The sequence below is a fragment of the Ruegeria sp. C6 genome, from assembly GCF_056537625.1.
Genome location: NZ_JBQFRW010000001.1, coordinates 1,421,193 through 1,442,934, shown reverse-complemented (window position 1 = coordinate 1,442,934; position 21,742 = coordinate 1,421,193). Strand labels below are relative to the sequence as shown.

Below are 21,742 nucleotides of genomic sequence, written 5' to 3'. Positions count from 1 at the left end.
ATTGTTCAGTCCCAGCAGTGCACCAGAACGGTCATTCCGTTGGCTCTGCGGCTCAGTTCGTTGGGTGAAATCTGGGCTGAGCCTTGCGCGGGCTGACCTGAGATGCCCGCCTTGGTCAGAACTTCGGTCAGACGTGCCACATTCGCCGCAAGGCTGACCGAGTCGGGCAGGGTACGCCCATCGGAAGGGGCAGGTAGCAACATGCCAACAACGCTGCCGCTATCGTCAAAGACAGGTCCTCCCGCGTCGCCGGGCTGGGCGGACAGTGCAAGGCGTTTGACGCCATCTTCTCCATTCAGGCCGCGGATATCAGCGATTTCGCCAAAGGTCAGAGTAGGGGCACCCAATGCGCCTTCGTAAGAAAAGCCCGAAACAGCGACCTGAGACTGAATACGCGGAACGCCCGCGCGGAACTCGGCAACACTGATCGGGGCAAGGGTCTGGCTAGGACGCAGCACAGCGACACCAAGGTCGGCATCTTGCCAAGCCAGCTGAACCTCTTGGTCACCGTCCAGCGTGATGCGGGTGCAGCTTTCAGCGGCCTCGGTGACCGTCAGAACCGTACCATCAGCGTCGGCGAAGAAGCCCGATCGCGATAGCCGCGGTTTGCGGATTTGCAGTCCTGACATCAAATCGATGCGCTGGTCAGCATCCGCTCCGGCACCGGCATCCAGTACGGCATCGGTCGTGGCAAAGCTTGCGCGCATCGCGGCCAGAACTCGGGCGCGGCGAGCCTCATCCCCGGCAGGCCAGACCAGCGTGAAACCTTTGATCTTGCCGTCTTTCAGAGCTGCTTGCGTGAACGAGGTCATGCCATTTCCGCGCCCTTCAATCGTGAAGCTGTTGCCGCGCAGGCTGCGCTCACCGTCCAGAGGAACGATTTCAAGCGACTGCATCACTTGATAGAGCGCCCGCAGGGTTGCGGCAGAGCCTTCCTGCGAGATCAGCAGCGCCTTGGCGTCCAGATCAGAAGTGGGGTTGAAATGGGCAAAGGGTGCCTCGTAACGTTCGAAGCCCAAGACGCCCATTGGCATATCCAGTTCGATCCCGGCTTGCGGGTCGGAATAGCGTGCCATCCCGACGCTGATTAGTGGAGCGTTGTAGTCATCCATCAGGGTTTTGCGCTGCAGCGTGGTCAGAACGCCAGTCGCGTCGAACCCGTTGGAACGTTGCCAATCGCCCATCGAGCGGCGGGTGCCCTGACCAAAGGCTCCGTCAATTGTTGAATTGTAGAACCCGGCTGCCTGCAACGCGGTTTGCAAGTCTCTGCGCTCTTGCGCGGTCAAAAGGCGTTCGCCCTGCAGAGCCTGCGAACGGGTTTCATCTGCGTCCTGCAGGGTAAGACCGGCCAAGGGCTGCTCTGGTTGCGGCTCGGGCTGGATCGGGGCGGTGACGACGCCGCGGTTCAGGATGTTGGCACCGATGGGCCAGAACTGTTGCCCCAGCGCGCTGGAGAAGGCGATGAAACTGTCCGTTGGGATCTGACGCTCGGCCCTGTAAACGCGCAGCACCTGTTCGGCGTCGTCGCGTAAATAGGGCCCGATAACAATGGCATACCAGCCAGAATTCAGCCGAAACCCGTTCACATCGGGCAGCGCGTTCGCATAGACCTGCGCCCGTTCCTGCGCCTCGCGCAGCGACGGCTGCGCCTCGATCTGAACAAAGACGCCCGCATCTTGCTGGGCAAAAGCGGCGCGCAGGCCGAAGAGGATAAAGAATGTAATAACCGTAAATACGCGTGTCATTGTCTGCCCGTGTTCTGCAGTGTTTTCACTTTGGCGCAGATTACGCGGAATCGCGGTCCGATTGCCATGCCCGGAATACGGGGAATTCTGTGTGTGGCCGCTCAGCGACAGAGTGGCCGATTGGCCCGTTGACGCCCTTGGATGCCTTGCATAGGAAGGGCCGAACCTACCGGAACCGGGCGCCCCGCGCGTCCAAGGGAATTGTCATGACCGAACCCAATAGCGCACCACGTTCATTTCAAGAGATTATCCTAAGGCTTCAGTCCTATTGGGCGTCGAAAGGTTGTGCGATCCTACAGCCCTATGACATGGAGGTCGGCGCAGGTACGTTCCATCCAGCAACCACGTTGCGGGCTTTGGGGTCCAAGGCTTGGGCAGCGGCCTACGTTCAGCCCTCGCGTCGCCCGACAGACGGACGTTATGGCGAAAACCCGAACCGGTTGCAGCATTACTATCAGTATCAGGTTCTGATCAAACCCAGCCCGCCTGATTTGCAGGAACTGTATCTGGGCAGCCTCGAGGCCATCGGCATCGACATGGATCTGCACGACATCCGCTTTGTCGAGGATGACTGGGAAAGCCCCACTCTGGGTGCGTGGGGTCTGGGATGGGAGGTCTGGTGTGACGGCATGGAAGTCAGCCAGTTCACCTATTTCCAGCAGGTCGGCGGCCATGACTGTGCGCCGGTTTCCGGTGAGCTGACCTATGGTCTGGAACGTCTGGCCATGTATGTGCTGGGCATCGACCATGTGATGGACATGCCCTTCAACGATCCTCAGTCGCCCAGCCCGCTGACCTATGGCGACATCTTCAAGCAGACCGAAGAGGAATACGCCCGCTGGAACTTCGATATTGCCAATACCGAGGTCCTGCTGCGTCATTTCGAAGAGGCTGAAACCGAATGCGCGACCATTCTGGCGCAGGAACATGACGACCCGAAGACGGGCAAGCGCATCATCATGGCGCATCCCGCATATGATCAGTGCATCAAGGCCAGCCACATCTTCAACTTGCTGGACGCCCGCGGGGTGATTTCGGTTACCGAAAGACAGGCCTATATCGGCCGCGTTCGCGCATTGGCCAAGCAATGCGCCGATGCGTTCGTGCAGACCGAGGCTGCCGGGTTCGAAGCTTGATGCAGCGCCTAGGCCAGTCCGGGCAACAACGCCTTCAGGCCGTCTGCGATCATGCTGATTGCGATAGCCGCAAGGATCATGCCCATGAAGCGGCTCATTATCACTCGGGCATTGTCCGACAGCCGCTTAGCCAACGCCGATGCGTTCCAGAACGTGATCAAAAGCAAGGCCACCACGAACAGAAATACACCTGCATAGACAACGGCTTCGACCGGGGTTTTGATGTGGTGCGCATAAAGGATCAGTGTTGTGATTGTTCCGGGGCCGACCAGAATGGGAAAAGCCAAGGGATAGAACGCAACGGTCTCGGGCGCGGGATAGGATTTCTTTTCTCCGTCGGTTCCGTGATGCGAGCTGCTCTCGTTCCCGTTCAGCATGTTCAGGCCGATCATCAGTACAACAAGGCCACCGGCGACGCGCAGGTCATCGACGCTGATGCCAAAGAGCCCAAGCGCTTGACTGCCGATCGCAGCGAAGGCGCCACCGAGGATCGTGCAATAAAGCGCAGTCTTCACAGCCACTTTGCGTTGATCCGAAATGGGCAGGTCTTGCGTAACACTCAGGAACACAGGCAAGTTGGTAATCGGATTCATGATTGCAAAAAGCGCGCCAAAGAATCCGACGGCAAGAGTGGTTTCCATGCGAGTAGCCTCGTTTCTGACCGTACTGCTTGGGAACCTGTCTTATTTTCTATGAACTTGAAAGAGGTGGCGTAAACGATGACTGGAAAATTGGTTGCGCTAATCCTTTTGATTTCTGGCGTTCTGGCCGGTGCTGGGATGTATTACCTGCAGGTTTATGGGTTCTATTATGAGGTAGAACCGCGCCCGGGCCAGGATGTGGTCCTGCTGGCGCAAGGGGCGGAAGCGCCCGAAGCCATCGCCTATACTGGGTTTAAGGCCATTGACGCCGACAGTTCTCCGATCCGGTATCGGGCCTGTTTCGAAACCGAGTTAAGGCCGGATCAGATGGTGGATTTTACCCCTGTCGAGAACCCCGAGCCATTGACCGCGCCAGGGTGGTTTGACTGCTACGACGCAGTTGCGCTGGCCGACGTATTGAAATCGGGTCAAGCACAGGCTTTCTTGGGCACCAAGAACATCCATTACGGTGTCGACCGGATCGTTGCCATTACACAGGATGGCAAAGGCTACGTCTGGCATGCGCTGAACAATTGCGGTGAAAAAGCCTATGACGGCACGGTTGTGGGCGAGGAGTGCCCACCCAGGCCCGAGGGCTGATGCAGATGGTCGTTGAGATACCGGAGTTCCTGACAGCAACGCTGGGCTTTGCGGTCTATCTGCTGGGGGCAGAGATCAACGCCCGTGTCACACAATTGCGCAGCTTCAACATCCCCGAGCCGGTAACTGGGGGCCTTCTGGCCTCGCTCGTGGTATTGGCGCTGTATCTTGGTTTCGGCATCGAGCTATCCTTTGGCTTGACCGCGCGAGATTTCCTATTGGTTCTGTTCTTTGCCGGAATTGGTCTAAATGCCCGTCTGTCCGATTTGATCGCGGGCGGCAAGCCTCTGCTTTTGCTTCTGATTTTGACGCTTCTGACCATCGTTGCGCAAAACGTGATCGGCGCTGCGGGGGCCGCGATGTTCGGTTATCCGGCGCAAGCCGGGGTGCTGTTCGGGTCTGCTGCGCTGATCGGGGGGCACGGAACCGCGATCGCCTGGGCCCCCGAAGTTGCGGGCGCCACCGGTTTGAGTGGCGCAACCGAGTTGGGGGTGGCCGTGGCCACATTGGGTCTCGTGTTGGCGGCTTTGGTCGGGGGGCCGATTGCGCGGCTGCTGATCGAGGGGCGCAATCTCAGCCCCGAACGCCCCGGGGAAGAGCATACGGTGGGTTTGCCCAATGAGGTCGACCAGAAATCCGAGATTGATCATCTGACAATCATGCGGGTGCTGCTGTATCTCAACCTCGCGATCATTTCAGGCGCGATCCTGAGCGAAGCAATCAGCGCCGCAGGGCTGAAACTGCCGTTGTTTGTGCCCTGCCTTATCATGGGGATCGTGATTGCCAATCTCCGCGCCATGTTCGCGCCGAATGCCAAGCCGGTCTCACGCACACCCTCGCTGGCGCTGATCTCGGAATTCGCGCTTGGTGCATTTCTGGCGATGTCGCTGATGAGCCTGCAACTGTGGACCATCGCCGAACTGGGCCTTGCGATTGCGGTGATCATGACCGCCCAGACCCTGTTTGCCGTGGTGTTCGTGATCTGGGTTCTGTTTCCGTTGATGGGATCGAATTACCGCGCCGCCGTTCTGGCCGCCGGGTTCGGAGGGTTCGCTCTGGGTGCTACCCCCACAGCTATCGCAAATATGACCGCCGTAACCAAGCGATATGGCCCGTCGCCTATTGCCTTTATCGTACTGCCCCTTGTATCCGCATTCTTTGTGGACATCGCCAATGCCATCGTCATTCAGACGATTGTCAATTTCTAAGGACCGAAAATGCCCGACCTGCTGATCGAACTGTTTTCCGAGGAAATCCCCGCGCGCATGCAGACCCGCGCCGGTGAAGACCTGAAAAAGCGGATCACCGATGGTCTGGTCGAAGGCGGTCTGACCTATGCCTCTGCCGCTGCACTGACGACGCCGCGTCGCCTGACGCTGGCGGTTGAAGGCCTGCTGGCGGAAAGCCCGACAATCCGCGAAGAACGCAAAGGCCCAAAGGTCGGCGCGCCTGACAAAGCCATCGAAGGCTTTCTACGCGGCGCGGGACTGACCCGAGACCAGTTGGAAGAGCGCGACACGCCCAAAGGCGCAGTGTATTTCGCCACCATTGAAAAGGCGGGTCGTCCAGCAGCTGAAATCATCGCCGAGGTCTTAGAAGCTACCATTCGAAACTTCCCCTGGCCCAAATCCATGCGCTGGGGGGCTGGATCGATGCGGTGGGTACGGCCCTTGCACTCGATCCTGTGCATCCTGACCGATGAAGCAGGTGCGCAGGTCGTGCCGCTTGCGATCGAAGGGATCACGTCCGGTGATACGACTGAGGGCCATCGTTTTATGGCCCCGAACCGGTTTACGGTGACCTCGTTCGAGGATTATGCCGCCAAGCTGAAACGCGCATTCGTGGTGCTGTCGCCCGAAGAGCGCGCCGAACATATCTGGAACGATGCCCAGAACATGGCCTTCGCCGCAGGTCTGGAAGTCGTCGACGACAAGGGTCTGCTGGCAGAAGTTGCCGGTCTGGTCGAATGGCCCGTTGTGCTTATGGGGCAGATCGACGAGGAGTTTCTTGAGCTGCCGCCCGAGGTACTGCAGACCTCGATGAAAGAGCATCAGAAGTTCTTTTCTGTGAAGAACCCCAAGACGGGGCGGATCGAGCGCTTCATTACCGTCGCCAATCGCGAGACCGCCGATAACGGCGCGACCATTTTGGCGGGGAACCAGAAGGTTTTGTCGGCCCGTCTGGCCGATGCGAAATTCTTCTGGGAGAACGACCTGCGCGTTGCCAAGTCGGACATCGCCCAATGGACCCGCGCGTTGGAGAATGTGACTTTCCACAACAAGCTGGGCACTCAGGCGGAACGCATCGACCGCATTGCCGCGCTGGCCCGAGAACTGGCCCCGGTGGTCGGGGCGGATGCGGATCAGGCCGAGAAAGCCGCGCGTTTGGCCAAGGCTGATCTGAACTCCGAAATGGTCTATGAGTTCCCTGAACTTCAAGGGCTTATGGGGCGATATTACATCGATGCGGCGGGCGAGGACGCTGCCGTGGCTGCTGTGGCTCAGGAGCATTATTCGCCGTTGGGGCCGTCGGATGATGTTCCGACCGCACCGTTGTCTGTGACAGTGGCGCTAGCCGACAAGTTGGACACGCTGACCGGGTTCTGGGCGATAGATGAGAAACCCACGGGTTCGAAAGATCCGTTTGCTTTGCGTCGTGCGGCGTTAGGGGTAATTCGACTAATCGTGAATAATGATCTGCGTCTTCGGTTGGACCGTTTTTTCGATAGTCAACTGGTTCGATCAGAACGCGCTATCAATGAGGCTTTGCCCGAAGCGAATGTCCGCGACCTCCTGGAAGAAATCGCAAAACATGGTGTCTTTGGTGCTTCATTCCAGACTGTCAAAGAAAAGCTTGAAGGATCGCCCGCAGCAGCATTTCTTGAGCTTGAGAAAAAGGTTCCTGACGCGTCTGACGATCTTCTTTCTTTCTTCCACGACCGCCTCAAAGTCTTCCTCCGAGACGAGGGCATCCGCCATGATGTCATCGACGCTTGTATCGCGATGGAGGGGAATGACGACCTCAACCTGCTGGTCAAACGCGCCCGCGCTCTGAATGCGGTGATTGCGACCGAGGATGGAGAGAACCTCGTGCAGGGGTTCAAGCGTGCGAACAACATCCTGTCTCAGGCGGAAGAGAAGGATGGAGTCGAATACTCTTACGGCGCGGATGTGAAGTTTGCTGAAACTGACAGCGAAAAGGCACTGTTTGCAGCGCTTGACGCGGCAGAGGCCAAGATCGATCCTGCTCTGAAGGCCGAGGATTTCCCGACAGCGATGGCGGCAATGGCCGAACTGCGCGGGCCGGTGGATGCGTTCTTTGAGGACGTGCAGGTCAATACCGATAATGACATTCTGCGCCGCAACCGTCTGAACCTGCTGAGCCAGATCCGTAAGGTCTGCTCTAGCGTTGCTGATCTGACCCGTATCGAGGGATAACGCCCTTGCGCCAAGGGCGCAGGGGCTTATGCTGCGGTGAAACCAAAAGGTGCCGCAGTGCAGAATAATCCGCATACCACGCTTATCACTCCAAAAGCGCCCGTTGCCGCCAATACCCATGGTGGCCGGGCAAAGTGCCTGCAACGACTGGTCCGGCTGGACATGCCGGTGCCGCGGACCGTGGCCCTTTCTTTTGACGCGGTGCAGCGAATTGCCCAGGGCGACATTCCGGACATCGCGGCCATTCTGGAACAGTTCGACGCCGAGTCATTGCTGTGTGTACGGCCCAGTTCGGAAGATCCTGACTGGGGTGGACCGGGGGCGGTGCTGAATATCGGCATGAACGATGCCCGATTTCTGGATCGGTCTGCGGAAATGGGGGCGGATGCAGCGGCGGCGCTATATCTGCGGTTTGTGCAGAGCTATGCGCTCCATATTGCGCGTCTGGACCCAGATGTATTCGATACCATCGATGCGGATGGGCGCGAAGGGCTGAGCTTGTCCCTGCGGGCGTATGAAGATGAAACCGACGAGGCCTTCCCGCAAGATCGAGGAGAGCAACTGATTGGTGTTCTGCGCTCGATGGCGCGTGCCTGGGATGGCACGTCGGCCCGGCTGCTGCGGCAGGCCAAGGGCGCACCTGCGGATGCCGGTTTGGGGCTGGTGATTCAAGAGATGATCCCGGGCGTCGGACAGGGGGAATGCGGTTCAGGCGTGTTGCAACTGATTGACCCCGCGACAGGTATGCCCCAAATCACGGGCCGCTATCTGAGCCAAAGCCAGGGGCGCGATGCTCTGGGCGAAGGTGTCGCTGCGTTATATCTGGAAAAGGACGAGCGTGGCCAATCGCTGGAGGATGTGGCGCCCGAGGCTTTTGCCGATCTCAAGGCCCACGCAGCGTTAATGCGCGAGAAGCTGCGCGAAGAGATGCAGGTCGAATTCGTGGTGCAGAACGGCAAGGTGCATATTCTGGACGGCGTGCGGGTTCCGCGCGGGTCGCGGGCCGGGATGCGGATCGCGGTGCGCTTGGCCGAAGACGGGATCATTCCGCCGCAAGAGGCCGTGATGCGGATCGACCCGCATTCGCTGAATGAACTTCTGCACCGGCAGGTCCATCCTGAGGCCGAGCGTGATGTGCTGACCACAGCCATCGCGGCCAGCCCCGGTGCAGCGACCGGTCGAATTGTCTTTACGGCTGCCGAAGCGCAGGCCAGCGCCGCGCGGGGGGAGCCCTGTATTCTTGTGCGCCGAGAAACCTCGCCCGAAGATGTGCGCGGAATGCATGCCGCAGTAGCTGTTTTGACCGAAAAGGGCGGGATCACCAGCCATGCGGCGGTGATTGGCCGTGGTCTGGGTTTGCCGTGTATCGTCGGCGCGTCCGAGATGCGATTCCAGACCAAGAAAAAGCTGCTAAGCGCACTGGATGGGCGTGTGTTCAAGACAGGCGATATTCTGACCATCGATGGGACTTCGGGTCAGGTTCTGGCCGGACAACCCGAGATGCTTGAAGCGGCGCTGGATGATTGCTTTCAGACACTGATGAGCTGGGCCGATGCCGAGAGGGACATCGCTATCCGCGCCAACGCCGATACACCCGCTGACGCGCAAACTGCGCGAAACTTCAAAGCAGAAGGGATCGGGTTGTGCCGAACGGAACACATGTTCTTCGATCCTGGCCGCCTGACCGTTATGCGCGAAATGATCTTTGCGCAGACCCCGTCTGGACGTGCCGCTGTGCTGGAACGGTTGCTGCCGATGCAACGGCAGGATTTTGTGCAGTTGTTCCGGATTATGGAGGGGCAGCCGGTCTGCATCCGCCTGTTCGATCCGCCCTTGCACGAGTTTCTGCCCACTACGCGCACTGGTCAGCGCGAGCTGGCTGAGGCGCTGGATTTGCCAATCTCGGATGTCGAACGTCGGGTCGAGGCGATGAGCGAGTACAACCCGATGCTGGGATTGCGCGGGGTTCGTCTGGGTGTCACCGTGCCGGAAATCTACGACATGCAGGCACGCGCGATCTTCGAGGCGACGGTTGAGGCCAGCAAAGAAGGTGCCCCTGTCGTGCCCGAGGTCATGATCCCGCTGGTCTCGGCCAAGCGCGAGGTTGAACTGGTCAAAACACGCATCGATACTGTAGCGGCCGAGGTTGCCTCGGAGCAGGGGCAGGAGTTCGACTATCGATTGGGAGTGATGGTGGAAACGCCTCGGGCCTGTCTGCGCGCGAATGAGATTGCGCCACATTCCGCTTTCCTAAGCTTTGGAACAAACGACCTGACCCAGATGACCTACGGATTGTCGCGCGATGACGCGGGGCGCTTCATGTCGGCATATGTCCGCCAAGGCGTGTTTGGCGAAGATCCATTTCACGTTCTGGATGCAGATGGGGTAGGTGAATTGCTGAAGCTGGGGGCCGAGCGCGGGCGTCAAGCCCAACCAGACGTTACGCTTTCTGTCTGTGGCGAACATGGTGGTAACCCCGAATCAATCGCAATCTGCCGGTCACTTGGATTCGACTATGTGTCCTGTTCCCCTTTCCGGGTTCCTGTCGCTCGGCTGTCTGCCGCTCAACTGGCGATTTCGTCCAAACTTGGGGGTTGACTAACTGTCTCCTACCTAGAAATAGTGGCGTAAGAAACGTTCCGCTGTCGATAATAATTGGCGGCGTGAGCGGTTTTTCTCTTGCATTTTTTTCAGAACTGGACGTCTCGCTTCGTCTGGGGTATTAGCCTCGTCGCGCCCGCCGGGGGAGGGTATGGCGCGTTTGTGCCTGTGCGAGGTTATCTGATGAGACGCTACATAGTGGCTGTTGCCGTGGGGGCCGCAGCCTTGCTACCGAGTTTGTCCTTTGCCGATAGGCAAGGCGATACAAAATCTGTTGAGTTGGTCACACGTAACGAGTTGCCAGCACAAAGCTTCCGCGATTACCTGAAACTGTTTAAGCCGCGTAAGGCGCCGGAAAAAGTCGAAATCTCCTACACCAAAGCCTGGCTGGACCAGCAGCCAAAGGCGACCGGAGATGAAAATTTCCGTTGTCTTGCCGAAGCGCTGTATTTCGAGGCTCGCGGTGAAAGCGTACGCGGTCAGTTTGCAGTGGCCGAGGTTATCCTGAACCGGGTTGAAAGCGGTCGCTTTCCGGATTCACTGTGCGGTGTGATCAAGCAAGGAACGGGCAAGAAATATCAGTGCCAGTTCACCTACACCTGTGACGGGCAGAAAGAGATTATCAACGAAAAACGCGCTTATGATCGCGTTTCGAAAGTCGCCCGTGCCGCAATCGATGGTGTAGCTGAAGAGATGACCGCAGGTGCCACGCACTATCACACCAAGGCAGTGCGCCCGTCCTGGTCCCGCGTCTATAAAGAAACGGCGCGTATTGGCGTGCATATCTTCTACAAGCACAATTATCGCACGGCCAGCAACTGATTGACGCACCAGCGCTGGAAGGGTGCTGGCAACAGGCGTTTTACCAACTATGTTGCGAGCCAGGAGGCTCGCAATGACCATAACACGCCGACAGTTTCTGCAATCGACCCTGGCCTTGTCGATGATACCACGCGTGGCGATGGCATCTGCCACCGAACTGGTGGCACAGACTTCCCTCCAGCAGATCGCGCCCCAGGGATATCCGGAAACTCCGGTCTGGAGTTATGGCGGCGGTGTTCCGGGCGCGGAAATCCGTGTTCCGCAGGGGGCTCGGGTACGCCGCAAGCTTGTAAACATGCTGCCGCAACCAACGACCGTTCACTGGCATGGCATCCGGATCGACAATGCGATGGATGGAGTGCCCGGCCTGACGCAGGAAGTTGTGCAGCCAGTTTCCAACTTTGAATATGATTTCGTGGTGCCGGATGCGGGAACCTATTGGTATCATGCGCACAACCAATCGATGGAGCAGGTCGCGCGTGGGCTTTATGGCCCTTTGATCGTCGAAGAAGCCAGCGGACCCGATGTTGATCAGGACCTGACCTTAATGCTGGACGATTGGCGCCTTGACACCGAGAGCGCAAAGATATCGAGCGATTTCGACAATGGTCATGATCTGAGCCATGCGGGTCGGCTGGGCAACATCGTAACGGTGAACGGAGAGTTTGACCCTTCTTATCCAGTGCTGGCGTCTGAACGATTGCGATTGCGGGTGATCAATGCCGCGAATGCCCGAGTATTCGACGTAGCGCTCGACGGGCTTGCTGGCTGGATTGTTGCGCTTGACGGTATGCCGCTTGAGGTTCCATTGCGAGTTGAGAGCAGTTTTCCTTTGGCGCCTGCGCAGCGGGTTGACTTGATCGTTGATGTCTCAGCGGAATCCGGCCAGGCGGCAAGTATTGTGAGTGTAGAACGGGATGGCGCTTACGGACTCGTCAAATTTGATGTGTTCGGAGTACGATCGCGTATTGCTGATGCAAAAGTTAGACCGTTGCCAGCAAACCGAATGCCCGAAATTGAACTGCAGAATACACCTCTGCATCGTATGACGATGCAGGGGGGTGCAATGCGCTGGCTGGAGAGCGCCAAATTGGGCGATTCCGAGCTGTCGGGGCGCGAGTTGGCTCAGCTTGGACGATTCTGGGCTTTGAACGGATATGCAGAGCGGCCAGATGATCCGTTTCTGGATGCGCGATTGGGATCAGTTCATCGGATTGAATTCGCAAATGAAACGGCGTTTCCACATGCGATGCATCTGCATGGACACCATTTTCGCATTATCCTGCAGGACGGTACACTGGGGCCGTGGCGCGACACTGTTCTAGTCGAGCGAGGGCAGGTGCGGCAGGTAGCGTTGGTAGCTGACAATCCGGGCAACTGGCTGTTGCATTGTCACATGCTTGGCCATGCGGCATCGGGTATGATGAGCTGGTTCCGGGTCACGTAACGCCGCATTCCGTAGCTGGAAAGGCGTTTGCTGCGATGCTATACGCCCGCGAAACGCCTAAAGTGGGCTGATCATCAGTCCACCGAGCCCGAAAAGGTCCGCCGCATGAGCTCTGAAATCCGTCTTGCCTTTGCGCACCCGTCCGAACGGTCCGAGGCTACCGCCGCGCGCGGTGCGCTGGACCGCATTTCGCTGCGCGATCACATCGTTGAGGTCGAGATCGGGGCGTTTCAGGCCGAACGCGGTACCACGCAACGGATCTGCTTTAACATCGTGGTCGAGGTGCGTCCGCTGACAGACCCCATCGATGATGACGTGGATCGTATTCTGTCTTACGACCGTGTAACCGAAGCGATTGCGTTCGAGTTGGCTGCTGAACGACTAAATTTGCTCGAGACACTGGCAGATCGCGTGGCGGAGCGCATTCTGCTTGAGCCTCAGGCTGTAAGAGCCTTTGTTCGCATTGAAAAACTGGATCGTGGACCTGGCGCGCTTGGCGTCGAGATCGTGCGCGGGAAGGATGCGGTACATCATGATGTGACCGAAGAAGAGCGGCCACATCCACGGTTGGTCTTTCTGTCGAACGCAGCGATTTCATCAGGTAATCTCACCGGCTGGATCGATCAGCTTGAGAATCGCCAGCGCCCGCTGATCCTGTGTGTTGGGGCGTCTGATCTGGATGTGCCGCAGACGGGTCACGCAATGACCCAACGCCGGATAGATCTGTTGGCAATTGAACAGAACGCCTGGGTTCTGGCTGCGCGCGATCACCGTTGCGTGGTCGTTTCAACCCGGACCGAGCTGGATTGGGCGATGAAAAACGGCCAGATCTGTGTTTGGGCACCCTCCAAAATTGTTCTGGATGCGGTCGATGGCCCCTCAGCCGCGCCGTCTGACGCGGTGGCGCTGGCTGCTTGGTTCGCAGCAACCTTTGAAGCCAGCGAGATGCTGGTTATTGGCGGAGACCTGCCCGAAGCCCCCAAAACGCCATTGCGCGCAGTTCCGGTGGAGCAGGCGCAACTGTGACCGTCTATTACCGCCCATTGGTCCAGCATGGGAGCGCGCGCGCCGACGGGGCGGTGCCACTTGCAGGGCAGGTGCTGTGGTTCTCACAGGCCGAGCGGATTGAGCGCGGGCAAAGCACCCAGATCGTCGATGCCGTTGAAATCCCAAAGGAACAGCTGGATCGTCTGACCTGCACGCGTCCAGCGATTGCCGGGCTTGATATGGCACGAACGCAGATCATGGGCATTCTGAATGCCACGCCGGATAGCTTCTCGGATGGGGGGCTGTATAACTCGGTCGAGGCCGCTCGGACCGCTGCCGCCGACATGGTAGCGCATGGTGCAAGTATTCTGGACATTGGCGGCGAATCCACGCGCCCGGGTGCTGATTTTGTGCCTGAAGACGAAGAGATTGCCCGCACACGCCCTTTGATTGAGGCAATTCGGGGCGAGACGGATGTGTTGATCTCGATCGATACTCGCAAGGCCGGTGTTGCCAAGGCAGCGCATCAGGCGGGTGCGGGACTGATCAACGATGTGTCGGGATTTACCTTCGATCCCAAACTTGCACCATTTTGCGCGCAGATTGAGGCTCCGGTTTGTGTGATGCATATGCAGGGTGATCCGACCACGATGCAGGATGACCCGCACTATGACAATGTTCTGCTGGATGTTTACGATTTCCTTGAGGGGCAAATCGCCCATCTTGAAGGACTGGGGCTCAGCCGCGATTTGATTGTCATCGATCCGGGCATCGGGTTTGGCAAGAATCTGGACCACAACCTGACCCTTCTGCGCAATCTCAGCCTGTTTCACGGGCTGGGCTGTCCAATCCTTCTGGGTGTTTCTCGCAAGGGATTTATTGGTCAGATCGGCAAAGAGCCGCGCAAGGATGCCCGCGCGCCGGGGTCAATCGCGGTTGCTCTGGCGGGAATATCACAGGGCGTGCAGATTGTACGGGTACATGACGTGGCCGAGACGGCTCAGGCCTTGCGTCTATGGGCCGCCGTCCGCTAATCCGGGCAAAAGGAATTTTCAGGAGACCGACTTATGCGCAAGCTGTTTGGAACCGACGGGGTGCGGGGCACCGCCAACACGCACCCTATGACGGCGGAAATGGCTTTGCGGATTGGCGCGGCTGTGGGGCGTTATTTCCGCCGCGATGCCTCAGGCGTACACCGCGTTGTCATTGGCAAGGATACGCGGCTGTCGGGCTATATGCTGGAAAATGCGTTGACGGCAGGCTTGACCTCGACCGGTATGAACGTACTGCTGCTGGGGCCGGTGCCGACTCCTGCGGTAGGGTTGATGACGCGCTCGATGCGCGCGGATCTGGGCGTGATGATCTCGGCCAGTCACAATCCGGCGATCGACAATGGAATTAAATTCTTTGGGCCGGACGGGTTCAAGCTGTCCGATCAGGCCGAGATTGAGATCGAGCGGTTGATCGAAGAAGGTGTAAGCCCCGCACAGGCGCAGAATATTGGTCGTGCGCGTCGGGTTGACGATGCACGGTTCCGTTATGGCGAGCGTGTGAAATCATCGCTGCCGCGCAATCTGCGCTTGGATGGGCTGAAGGTCGTGATCGACTGCGCCAACGGTGCCGCGCACCGTACTGCGCCGGAAGTTCTTTGGGAGTTGGGAGCAGATGTGATCCCGGTCGGCATCGCGCCGAACGGCAAGAACATCAACCTCGGATGTGGCTCAACCCAGCCTCGTGTTGCGGCCGAAACCGTGGTTTCACATGGCGCCGATGTAGGTATCTGTCTGGATGGGGATGCCGACCGCGTCGTTGTGATCGACGAAACCGGCGCTGTTGCTGATGGGGATCAGTTGATGGCCCTGTTGGCGACCGCCTGGTCCCGCGCGGATCAGCTGAAAGGCGGCGCCTTGGTCGCCACTGTGATGTCGAACCTCGGGTTGGAGCGGCACCTGGCCGGGCAGGGGCTGCGTCTGGAGCGGACCGCCGTTGGCGACCGCTATGTGGTTGAACGGATGCGCGAGGGTGGTTTCAATCTTGGTGGCGAACAGTCAGGTCACATCGTGATGAGCGATTATGCCACAACCGGCGACGGTCTGATGGCGGGGCTGCATTTTCTGGCAGAGATGGTGCAATCCGGCAAGAAAGCCTCGGACCTATCGCGCCAGTTTGAGACGGTGCCGCAATTGCTGAAGAATGTGCGCTTTAGCGCGGGGCAGGCCCCGCTGGAAGCGGCCAGCGTCAAAAGCGCGATTTCCGAGGCCGAGGCGCGTCTGAATGGGCAGGGGCGTTTGCTGATCCGCAAATCGGGCACGGAACCTCTGATCCGGGTGATGGCGGAATGCGAGGATGCCGCACTGCTGACCCAAGTGGTCGATGGGATCGTATCCGAGGTTGAGGCGGCGACAGGTTAACGCCCCAGCAGCATTTTCTGCAGAGTGAACCACTGGCTGATTGCCAGCCCGGTTAGGATCATGGCAAGCGCGATATAGAACCGCAGCGGCAGGGCTTCGGATAGAATCCAGGCCCCGAACACCATCGACCAAACGGGCACCTGATAGTTCACCAGCGTCAGAAAGACGGACCCGGCGCTGCGGGTGATGGATACTCGCAGCAGGGTGGCGAAGGCCGTGGGGACAAGGCCCAGAACGATCAGGGCCAGACTGGGGCGCGTTCCCTGCCACGAGGGAAGCCCCTCGGTTAGCAGCATGATAGGTATCAATAGTACTGCGCCAACCAGCAGCGTCAGGGCTGCCAGAGCCATCGGTTCAATCGGAGGGCAGCGGCGGGTCAGGATCGACGAACTGGCGTAGCACAAGGCTGCCGTGACGCAGGCCATTTGCGCCAGTGGCTGCGTACCCTGACCCAATTGCGCCAGACCGGGCCCGATCAACACAAGCGCGCCAGAGAAGCCAAGGCAAACGCCGACCAGACGCCGTAGGTTCATAGGCTCATCCGAAAAGAAATGTGCCAGCGGCAGAACCATCAGCGGAATCGCCGCCATGGACAGACCCGCAAAGGCCGAAGGGACAAATTGTTGCCCCCAGCTTAACAGCATGAAGGGAACCGCCGTCGACAGAATGCCGATGAAGAAAATCGAACTCAAAAGGGCTGGTGTCAAACTCGGAATACGCCGTCCGGTAAGGCGCATCAGCACCAGCAGCATAACGGCACCCAATGTGGTGCGCGACGTCGCCACGGTGACCGGTCCATAGCCTTCCAGCGCCATGGCAACCACCATGAACGTCCCGCCCCAGATGAGGCCCAGCGTGAAAACACCGCTCCAATCCTGTTTTGTCGGTTGTTGAACCATTCCATCCACTTATCCCGCGAATCTGACGGTGTCACGCGCTGATATTGACATTAGGTAAGTCATTACTTACCGTAAGATATGGCTTACAAAGAAGTGCTTTCGGCTTTAGGGGATTCGACCCGTCGCAAGGTATTTGAGGCGGTGGCCAAGCGCCCCAGGGCGGTTGGTGATCTGGCTGCGGATTTGCCCGTAAGCCGCCCGGCGGTCTCGCAACATTTAAAGGTCTTGTCCGATGCCGGACTTGTCGTTTGCAGGGCTGAGGGAACGCGCCGCATCTATGCCGCCCGACCCGAGGGGCTGGCAGAACTGCGCGCCTGGCTCGAGCAATACTGGTCGGACGTGTTGGAGAGTTTCGCCGCCGAGGTAAACGAAGGACGAGATGCATGATCGAACCAATCATCAAGACCATTGTTGTGAACGCAGCGCCCGAGCACGCCTTTGATGTTTTTGTAAATCGCATTGCCAAATGGTGGCCATTGGATGGGCACGCTGTCTCAGCGGCGCAAGGCAAGCCTGCGCTGGCAGTTGTGATCGAACCTCATGTCGGCGGTGCGGTTTATGAAACCATGTTCGATGGCACCCGCGCTGATTGGGGCAAAGTGTTGATCTTCGAACAGGGGGCTCGCCTGGCCTTCAGCTGGCACCCCGGCACCAACACCGACCGCCCCACGCGGGTTGAGGTCCGGTTCGCAGCCCACGGAGCCGGGCATACCACGGTCACTCTGACCCATTCGGGCTGGGAAGTCTGGGCATCTGAGGCGTCGGACAAACGCACCGGTTACGACAGTGGCTGGGATTATGTTCTGGGCGAATGCTACGCAAATGCTGTCACCAAATGAAAAGGGCGGCCACCGGGGCCGCCCTTTCGCTGACATTTGTCAGACTTAGTTCTTTTCTTTGTCGACCATTTTACCAGCCGAGATCCAGGGCATCATGGCGCGCAGTTTTGCACCGGTTTCCTCGATCATGTGCTCATCGTTCGCACGGCGCGACGCTTTGATGGTCGGTTGGCCTACAGCGTTCTCCAGCATGAAGTCACGGACGAATTTACCCTGCTGGATGTCGTTCAGAACCTCTTTCATACGCGCTTTGGTCTCGTCGTACTTCAAAATACGCGGGCCGGTAACGTACTGGCCGTACTCAGCGGTGTTCGAGATCGAGTAATCCATGTTGGCGATACCGCCTTCATAAATCAGGTCAACGATCAGCTTCACTTCGTGCAGACACTCGAAATATGCCATCTCGGGCGCGTAGCCGGCCTCAACCAGCGTTTCAAAGCCGCAGCGGATCAGTTCAACCAGACCGCCGCACAGAACAGCCTGCTCACCGAACAGGTCGGTTTCGCATTCCTCGCGGAAGTTGGTTTCGATGATGCCCGAACGGCCGCCACCGATGGCCGAGCAGTATGACAGGCCGATTTCCAGCGCTTTGCCGGTCGCGTCGTTGTCGACCGCGACGAGGCAAGGAACGCCGCCGCCTTTGGTGTATTCGCCGCGCACGGTGTGACCGGGGCCTTTGGGGGCCATCATGATCACGTCGACGCCTTCTTTCGGCTCGATCAGGCCAAAATGGACGTTCAGGCCGTGGGCGAACGCGATGGCCGCACCTGGCTTGATGTTGTCGTGCACGTATTTCTTGTACGTCTCAGCTTGCAGTTCGTCAGGCATGGTGAACATAATAACGTCGCACCAGGCTGCGGCTTCGGCGATGCCCATCACCTGCAGGCCTTCCGCTTCGGCTTTCTTGGCCGAGGGGGAGCCTTCGCGCAGGGCGATGACCAGGTTCTTGGCGCCCGAGTCGCGCAGGTTCAGCGCGTGGGCGTGGCCTTGCGAGCCGTAGCCCAGAATCGCCACTTTTTTGTCTTTGATCAGGTTGATGTCGCAATCGCGATCGTAATAGACGCGCATTTCGCCGGTCCTTTCAGTTTCGATTGATGTGCTTCTATCTTGCGTGATTGCTATTGGCGATAGGGTTTGGATTGAGTATTTGACAAATAGATGAAGAATAATTCTTCTATTGAACGAAACGTGAAAAAATCATGCTTGATGATGTTGATCGACGTATACTGCGCCACTTCCAGGCCGAGCCAAGCCTGACAACGGCAGAATTGGCTGAGCGATGCCGCATCACTTCGGGCGTCTGCTGGCGCCGGATCGAAAAAATGCAGGCGGCAGGAGTGATCGAGGGGCAGGAAGCCGTTATCGACTGGGCCGCCTTGGGCTATGCGGTCGAGGTCTCTTTGCGAATAACGCTGGACAAGACGCAGGCACGGGCGTTCGACGAATTCACGGCGGCGGCGCGGAACGTGGCCGAGGTGATCGAGATCCAGACCTTCCTTGGTCGGGTGGATGTGCGCCTATCGGTGTTGGCGCGAGATATGGCGCATTATCAACAGGTCTATCGCGATCGCATTCTGACCCTACCGCATATCGCCGATATCGAAGCCCTTATGCATATCGCCCGAGTCAAACGGGATGAGGTGTTGCCGGTATGATCGAACTGGATGAGATCGACCGCAGAATTCTGCGCGGGCTGGTGCAGGACGCGACCCAAAGCGCGGGGGCACTGGGGCGCCGCTTTGGCTTATCGCAGCCCGCGACCTGGCGGCGTATTCGTCGACTGGAAGAAGCAGGCGTGATCAAGGGGCGGCGGCTGCGTCTGAATGCCGTGGCCCTGGGTTTTGGAGTGACCGTCTTTCTCGGCGTGAAACTTGCGCGAAAAGGGCAGGTCAGCCTTGAAGATTTCGAGCGCGCCGTCAGCGCCATTCCCGAGGTACAGACTGTTGAGCATGTGCTGGGTCTTTATGATTATCGCTTGCGCGTCGTGGCGCGGGATCTGGCAGATTTCGAACGGGTTCTGCGCCGGAGGGTGATGACCTTACCAGGGGCCGGAGAGGTCGAAGCCAATGTACTGCTGAGCGAAGAACGCCTGCCCGGGCCGATCGGTTAGTATTTAGTGCGGATGCGGAACCCCGGATGATGGGTCATGCGGGCGAAAGTCATCGGCTGCCCGTCCTTCCACGTGGTCCGTTCCAGCTGAATCATCGAAGTGCCAGTGGTTGTGCCCATGAAATCAGCTAGACGATTGTCCGCCGAGATCGCGCAAAAGGCGATTTCAGCTTCGGTGAACGGGGCAGCATTCAACAACCATTCGTGTGGGCCACTTTTGTTGAGGTCGGCTTGCTCGACCTCGGGTACGGCTTCGATATTGATCCAGCGTTCTTCAAGCTGGAAGGGGCGGTTGTCTGCATAGTGCATGCAGATCACGTGCAGAACGCGCGCGTCCGGTTCGACATTCAGTTGCGAGGTCAACCAGCCGGGGCTGTAGACCACGTTCCGTTCCACCAGAGCATAGCGATAGGCTGAGTTTTGGTTCTCAACCGCTTGTCTCGCAAGTGAAATTTCAAGCTTGGCTTGTTTGCGTGGTTCTTTCTTGACCCGCGTTCCACTTTTGCGCTTGCGCTCGACAAAGCCCTGTTCGGCGAGCTCCCTCAGCGCCCGGTTCACTGTGGCGCGGGCACAATTGAACTCTTCCGCTAATTGGGTTTCGGTGGGTAAAAGCGAGCCCTGAGGCCATATGCGGGATTCAATCCGCCGCTTTACCTCGTCTCGAACGACTTGAAAACTAATCCGCTTTTGCGCAGTCACGAGTAAAATTATCCGTTCTTGTTCAAAGTGTGTGTATCTGTTCAGAAACACGCTAGGGTGTAAAGGGGACCTGACTCTGGTTGGCGTCATTTCTGCTAATTGTGGCATGTAAAAACTCAAAATGAAATTTTTGGCTGTGGGTTACTTTGGGTCAACTTCAGGCCGCGTTTGACGCTTTACCGAGCGCGCAAGACAAGGCAGAACAAAAAGGACCCAATAGAAAGGATGCGTCATGCCGGCACTACTGAATACTGTTGACCCGGGCGGGCTGGAGGAGTTCTCGGTGGTTTTTACCGACCGTTCTCTGAACCATATGTCTGCAAGTTTTCAGCAAGTCATGCGCGATATTTCGGCAATGCTGCGTGAAGTTTACAATGCTGAAGGCGTTGCGGTCATTCCCGGCGGAGGCACCTACGGGATGGAAGCTGTCGCGCGACAGTTTGCGCGGGGTGCTGATGTGCTTGTCGTACGCAATGGGTGGTTTTCATATCGGTGGAGTCAGATCATCGAGTCAGGTGATCTGACATCGTCGACCACCGTTCTCAAAGCGCGCGAAACCGGCAATTCCAGCCCGTCACCTTTTGCTCCGGCCCCGATTGATGAAGTTGTGGCGACAATCCATGAGAAACGACCGGGTATTGTCTTCGCGCCGCATGTTGAGACCTCGGCCGGAGTGATTCTGCCTGATGATTATGTGACAGCGATGGCCGCTGCTGCGCATGAGGTGGGGGCGTTGATGGTGCTGGACTGCATCGCCTCGGGCTGTGCCTGGGTCGATATGAAGGCCACCGGAGTGGATGTGCTGATCTCGGCTCCGCAGAAGGGGTGGAGCGCAACGCCATGCGCCGGTCTTGTCATGCTATCCGAACGCGCCGAGGCACGACTGGCCGAGACCTCATCCGATAGCTTCGCGATAGATTTGAAGAAGTGGCGCCAGATCATGCAGGCCTACGAGAATGGCGGGCATGCCTATCACGCCACCATGCCCACGGATTCTCTGCTTTCCTTCCGCGACACAATGGCCGAGACGCGCGCGTACGGCTTCGAAAAGCTGCGCGCGGCGCAATGGGCGCTGGGTGATGGCGTCCGGGCCTATCTTAGGGACAAGGGCGTCATGTCGGTTGCTGCCGAAGGGTTCGGCTCGCCCGGTGTGGTGGTCAGCTATACAGCAGACCCCGAAGTGCAGAACGGCAAGAAGTTCGCGGCCCTGGGCATGCAGATCGCAGCGGGCGTGCCGCTGCAATGTGACGAACCCGAAGGGTTCAGCACCTTCCGTCTCGGCCTGTTTGGCTTGGACAAGCTGTATGATGTTGACGACACGATTGCGCGCCTGAAACGGGTTCTGGATCAGGTGCTGTAATAGCGTGGC

The 21,742-nt window shown here is 58.4% G+C and carries 20 protein-coding genes; 15 read left to right on the top strand and 5 right to left on the bottom strand.

The genetic code is table 11. The features are described from left to right. Positions 1 to 5 precede the first annotated feature (5 nt). A complete protein-coding gene (locus ACR0MJ_RS07135) occupies positions 6 to 1,745 on the bottom strand; it encodes a serine protease (protein WP_480760144.1) in 1,740 nt (579 codons plus the stop codon). A 206-nt stretch (positions 1,746 to 1,951) separates the two neighbouring features. Between ACR0MJ_RS07135 and ACR0MJ_RS07130 the strand changes: the two genes are divergently transcribed. Then, the gene (locus tag ACR0MJ_RS07130) at positions 1,952 to 2,881 is read left to right on the top strand and encodes a glycine--tRNA ligase subunit alpha (protein WP_480584710.1); all 930 of its coding nucleotides are present in this window, start codon (positions 1,952 to 1,954) and stop codon (positions 2,879 to 2,881) included. 8 nt (positions 2,882 to 2,889) lie between these two features. On the opposite strand, the gene ACR0MJ_RS07125 is transcribed toward ACR0MJ_RS07130, so the two are convergent. Continuing rightward, positions 2,890 to 3,522: a MarC family protein gene (locus ACR0MJ_RS07125; protein ID WP_170404988.1), complete on the bottom strand. Its 633-nt coding sequence runs from the start codon at positions 3,520 to 3,522 to the stop codon at positions 2,890 to 2,892. A gap of 78 nt (positions 3,523 to 3,600) precedes the next feature. On the opposite strand from ACR0MJ_RS07125, the gene ACR0MJ_RS07120 reads away from it, so the two are divergent. From ACR0MJ_RS07120 to glmM, 9 genes are all read left to right on the top strand, one after another. Next, positions 3,601 to 4,122 (top strand): DUF6446 family protein, encoded by a 522-nt coding sequence (locus ACR0MJ_RS07120; RefSeq protein WP_170465487.1) that lies wholly within the window; start codon positions 3,601 to 3,603, stop codon positions 4,120 to 4,122. Continuing rightward, positions 4,122 to 5,330, top strand: coding sequence for a sodium/glutamate symporter (gltS, locus tag ACR0MJ_RS07115; protein ID WP_480760138.1), 1,209 nt, complete (start codon positions 4,122 to 4,124; stop codon positions 5,328 to 5,330). Before ACR0MJ_RS07120 ends, gltS begins: the two co-directional genes overlap by 1 nt. Positions 5,331 to 5,339: 9 nt before the next feature. Next, positions 5,340 to 7,559 (top strand): glycine--tRNA ligase subunit beta, encoded by a 2,220-nt coding sequence (gene glyS / locus ACR0MJ_RS07110; protein WP_480760135.1) that lies wholly within the window; start codon positions 5,340 to 5,342, stop codon positions 7,557 to 7,559. 36 nt (positions 7,560 to 7,595) lie between these two features. Then, the gene (locus tag ACR0MJ_RS07105) at positions 7,596 to 10,157 is read left to right on the top strand and encodes a putative PEP-binding protein (RefSeq protein ID WP_480760132.1); all 2,562 of its coding nucleotides are present in this window, start codon (positions 7,596 to 7,598) and stop codon (positions 10,155 to 10,157) included. A gap of 186 nt (positions 10,158 to 10,343) precedes the next feature. Then, complete coding sequence (locus ACR0MJ_RS07100) at positions 10,344 to 10,982, top strand: cell wall hydrolase (RefSeq protein ID WP_170393504.1); 639 nt, start codon at positions 10,344 to 10,346, stop codon at positions 10,980 to 10,982. Between the two features lie 73 nt (positions 10,983 to 11,055). Further along, positions 11,056 to 12,429: a multicopper oxidase family protein gene (locus tag ACR0MJ_RS07095; protein ID WP_480760130.1), complete on the top strand. Its 1,374-nt coding sequence runs from the start codon at positions 11,056 to 11,058 to the stop codon at positions 12,427 to 12,429. 105 nt (positions 12,430 to 12,534) lie between these two features. Beyond that, positions 12,535 to 13,455 carry a dihydroneopterin aldolase gene (locus tag ACR0MJ_RS07090; protein WP_170393501.1) on the top strand — a complete coding sequence of 307 codons (921 nt, stop codon included), beginning with the start codon at positions 12,535 to 12,537 and terminating at the stop codon, positions 13,453 to 13,455. After that, the gene (gene folP, locus ACR0MJ_RS07085; RefSeq protein WP_480760127.1) at positions 13,452 to 14,450 is read left to right on the top strand and encodes a dihydropteroate synthase; all 999 of its coding nucleotides are present in this window, start codon (positions 13,452 to 13,454) and stop codon (positions 14,448 to 14,450) included. The genes ACR0MJ_RS07090 and folP overlap by 4 nt, the downstream gene beginning before the upstream one ends. A gap of 33 nt (positions 14,451 to 14,483) precedes the next feature. Further along, the gene (gene glmM, locus ACR0MJ_RS07080; RefSeq protein ID WP_170393497.1) at positions 14,484 to 15,827 is read left to right on the top strand and encodes a phosphoglucosamine mutase; all 1,344 of its coding nucleotides are present in this window, start codon (positions 14,484 to 14,486) and stop codon (positions 15,825 to 15,827) included. On the opposite strand, the gene ACR0MJ_RS07075 is transcribed toward glmM, so the two are convergent. After that, positions 15,824 to 16,726 (bottom strand): DMT family transporter, encoded by a 903-nt coding sequence (locus ACR0MJ_RS07075; RefSeq protein ID WP_170405007.1) that lies wholly within the window; start codon positions 16,724 to 16,726, stop codon positions 15,824 to 15,826. The two genes, glmM and ACR0MJ_RS07075, sit on opposite strands and share 4 nt — an antisense overlap. Positions 16,727 to 16,804: 78 nt before the next feature. Here ACR0MJ_RS07075 and ACR0MJ_RS07070 point away from each other — a divergent pair, with 78 nt between their 5' ends. Both ACR0MJ_RS07070 and ACR0MJ_RS07065 read left to right on the top strand, forming a co-directional pair. After that, a complete protein-coding gene (locus ACR0MJ_RS07070; RefSeq protein ID WP_170610146.1) occupies positions 16,805 to 17,113 on the top strand; it encodes a metalloregulator ArsR/SmtB family transcription factor in 309 nt (102 codons plus the stop codon). Next, positions 17,110 to 17,565 carry an SRPBCC family protein gene (locus ACR0MJ_RS07065; RefSeq protein WP_480569191.1) on the top strand — a complete coding sequence of 152 codons (456 nt, stop codon included), beginning with the start codon at positions 17,110 to 17,112 and terminating at the stop codon, positions 17,563 to 17,565. Before ACR0MJ_RS07070 ends, ACR0MJ_RS07065 begins: the two co-directional genes overlap by 4 nt. A 45-nt stretch (positions 17,566 to 17,610) precedes the next feature. Here ACR0MJ_RS07065 and ilvC read toward each other — a convergent pair whose 3' ends face one another. After that, positions 17,611 to 18,633, bottom strand: a complete 1,023-nt coding sequence (gene ilvC / locus ACR0MJ_RS07060; RefSeq protein WP_170393489.1) for a ketol-acid reductoisomerase — start codon at positions 18,631 to 18,633, stop codon at positions 17,611 to 17,613. A 131-nt stretch (positions 18,634 to 18,764) separates the two neighbouring features. Between ilvC and ACR0MJ_RS07055 the strand changes: the two genes are divergently transcribed. After that, the gene (locus ACR0MJ_RS07055) at positions 18,765 to 19,220 is read left to right on the top strand and encodes an Lrp/AsnC family transcriptional regulator (RefSeq protein ID WP_170393487.1); all 456 of its coding nucleotides are present in this window, start codon (positions 18,765 to 18,767) and stop codon (positions 19,218 to 19,220) included. Next, positions 19,217 to 19,675 (top strand): Lrp/AsnC family transcriptional regulator, encoded by a 459-nt coding sequence (locus ACR0MJ_RS07050; RefSeq protein ID WP_480760120.1) that lies wholly within the window; start codon positions 19,217 to 19,219, stop codon positions 19,673 to 19,675. Before ACR0MJ_RS07055 ends, ACR0MJ_RS07050 begins: the two co-directional genes overlap by 4 nt. Here the strand turns inward: ACR0MJ_RS07050 and ACR0MJ_RS07045 are convergent. Beyond that, positions 19,672 to 20,373, bottom strand: a complete 702-nt coding sequence (locus tag ACR0MJ_RS07045) for a GntR family transcriptional regulator (protein WP_170393483.1) — start codon at positions 20,371 to 20,373, stop codon at positions 19,672 to 19,674. The two genes, ACR0MJ_RS07050 and ACR0MJ_RS07045, sit on opposite strands and share 4 nt — an antisense overlap. Positions 20,374 to 20,605: 232 nt before the next feature. On the opposite strand from ACR0MJ_RS07045, the gene ACR0MJ_RS07040 reads away from it, so the two are divergent. Continuing rightward, positions 20,606 to 21,733 (top strand): aminotransferase class V-fold PLP-dependent enzyme, encoded by a 1,128-nt coding sequence (locus tag ACR0MJ_RS07040; RefSeq protein ID WP_480760117.1) that lies wholly within the window; start codon positions 20,606 to 20,608, stop codon positions 21,731 to 21,733. The last annotated feature ends 9 nt before the right edge of the window (positions 21,734 to 21,742 follow it).

Coding starts and splice junctions, on each gene's coding strand:
- ACR0MJ_RS07135 (WP_480760144.1), bottom strand. CDS start 1,745: ATGACACGCGTATTTACGGTTATTACATTCTTTATCCTCTTCGGCCTG.
- ACR0MJ_RS07130 (WP_480584710.1), top strand. CDS start 1,952: ATGACCGAACCCAATAGCGCACCACGTTCATTTCAAGAGATTATCCTA.
- ACR0MJ_RS07125 (WP_170404988.1), bottom strand. CDS start 3,522: ATGGAAACCACTCTTGCCGTCGGATTCTTTGGCGCGCTTTTTGCAATC.
- ACR0MJ_RS07120 (WP_170465487.1), top strand. CDS start 3,601: ATGACTGGAAAATTGGTTGCGCTAATCCTTTTGATTTCTGGCGTTCTG.
- gltS (WP_480760138.1), top strand. CDS start 4,122: ATGCAGATGGTCGTTGAGATACCGGAGTTCCTGACAGCAACGCTGGGC.
- glyS (WP_480760135.1), top strand. CDS start 5,340: ATGCCCGACCTGCTGATCGAACTGTTTTCCGAGGAAATCCCCGCGCGC.
- ACR0MJ_RS07100 (WP_170393504.1), top strand. CDS start 10,344: ATGAGACGCTACATAGTGGCTGTTGCCGTGGGGGCCGCAGCCTTGCTA.
- ACR0MJ_RS07095 (WP_480760130.1), top strand. CDS start 11,056: ATGACCATAACACGCCGACAGTTTCTGCAATCGACCCTGGCCTTGTCG.
- ACR0MJ_RS07090 (WP_170393501.1), top strand. CDS start 12,535: ATGAGCTCTGAAATCCGTCTTGCCTTTGCGCACCCGTCCGAACGGTCC.
- glmM (WP_170393497.1), top strand. CDS start 14,484: ATGCGCAAGCTGTTTGGAACCGACGGGGTGCGGGGCACCGCCAACACG.
- ACR0MJ_RS07075 (WP_170405007.1), bottom strand. CDS start 16,726: ATGGTTCAACAACCGACAAAACAGGATTGGAGCGGTGTTTTCACGCTG.
- ACR0MJ_RS07070 (WP_170610146.1), top strand. CDS start 16,805: ATGGCTTACAAAGAAGTGCTTTCGGCTTTAGGGGATTCGACCCGTCGC.
- ACR0MJ_RS07065 (WP_480569191.1), top strand. CDS start 17,110: ATGATCGAACCAATCATCAAGACCATTGTTGTGAACGCAGCGCCCGAG.
- ilvC (WP_170393489.1), bottom strand. CDS start 18,633: ATGCGCGTCTATTACGATCGCGATTGCGACATCAACCTGATCAAAGAC.
- ACR0MJ_RS07055 (WP_170393487.1), top strand. CDS start 18,765: ATGCTTGATGATGTTGATCGACGTATACTGCGCCACTTCCAGGCCGAG.
- ACR0MJ_RS07050 (WP_480760120.1), top strand. CDS start 19,217: ATGATCGAACTGGATGAGATCGACCGCAGAATTCTGCGCGGGCTGGTG.
- ACR0MJ_RS07040 (WP_480760117.1), top strand. CDS start 20,606: ATGCCGGCACTACTGAATACTGTTGACCCGGGCGGGCTGGAGGAGTTC.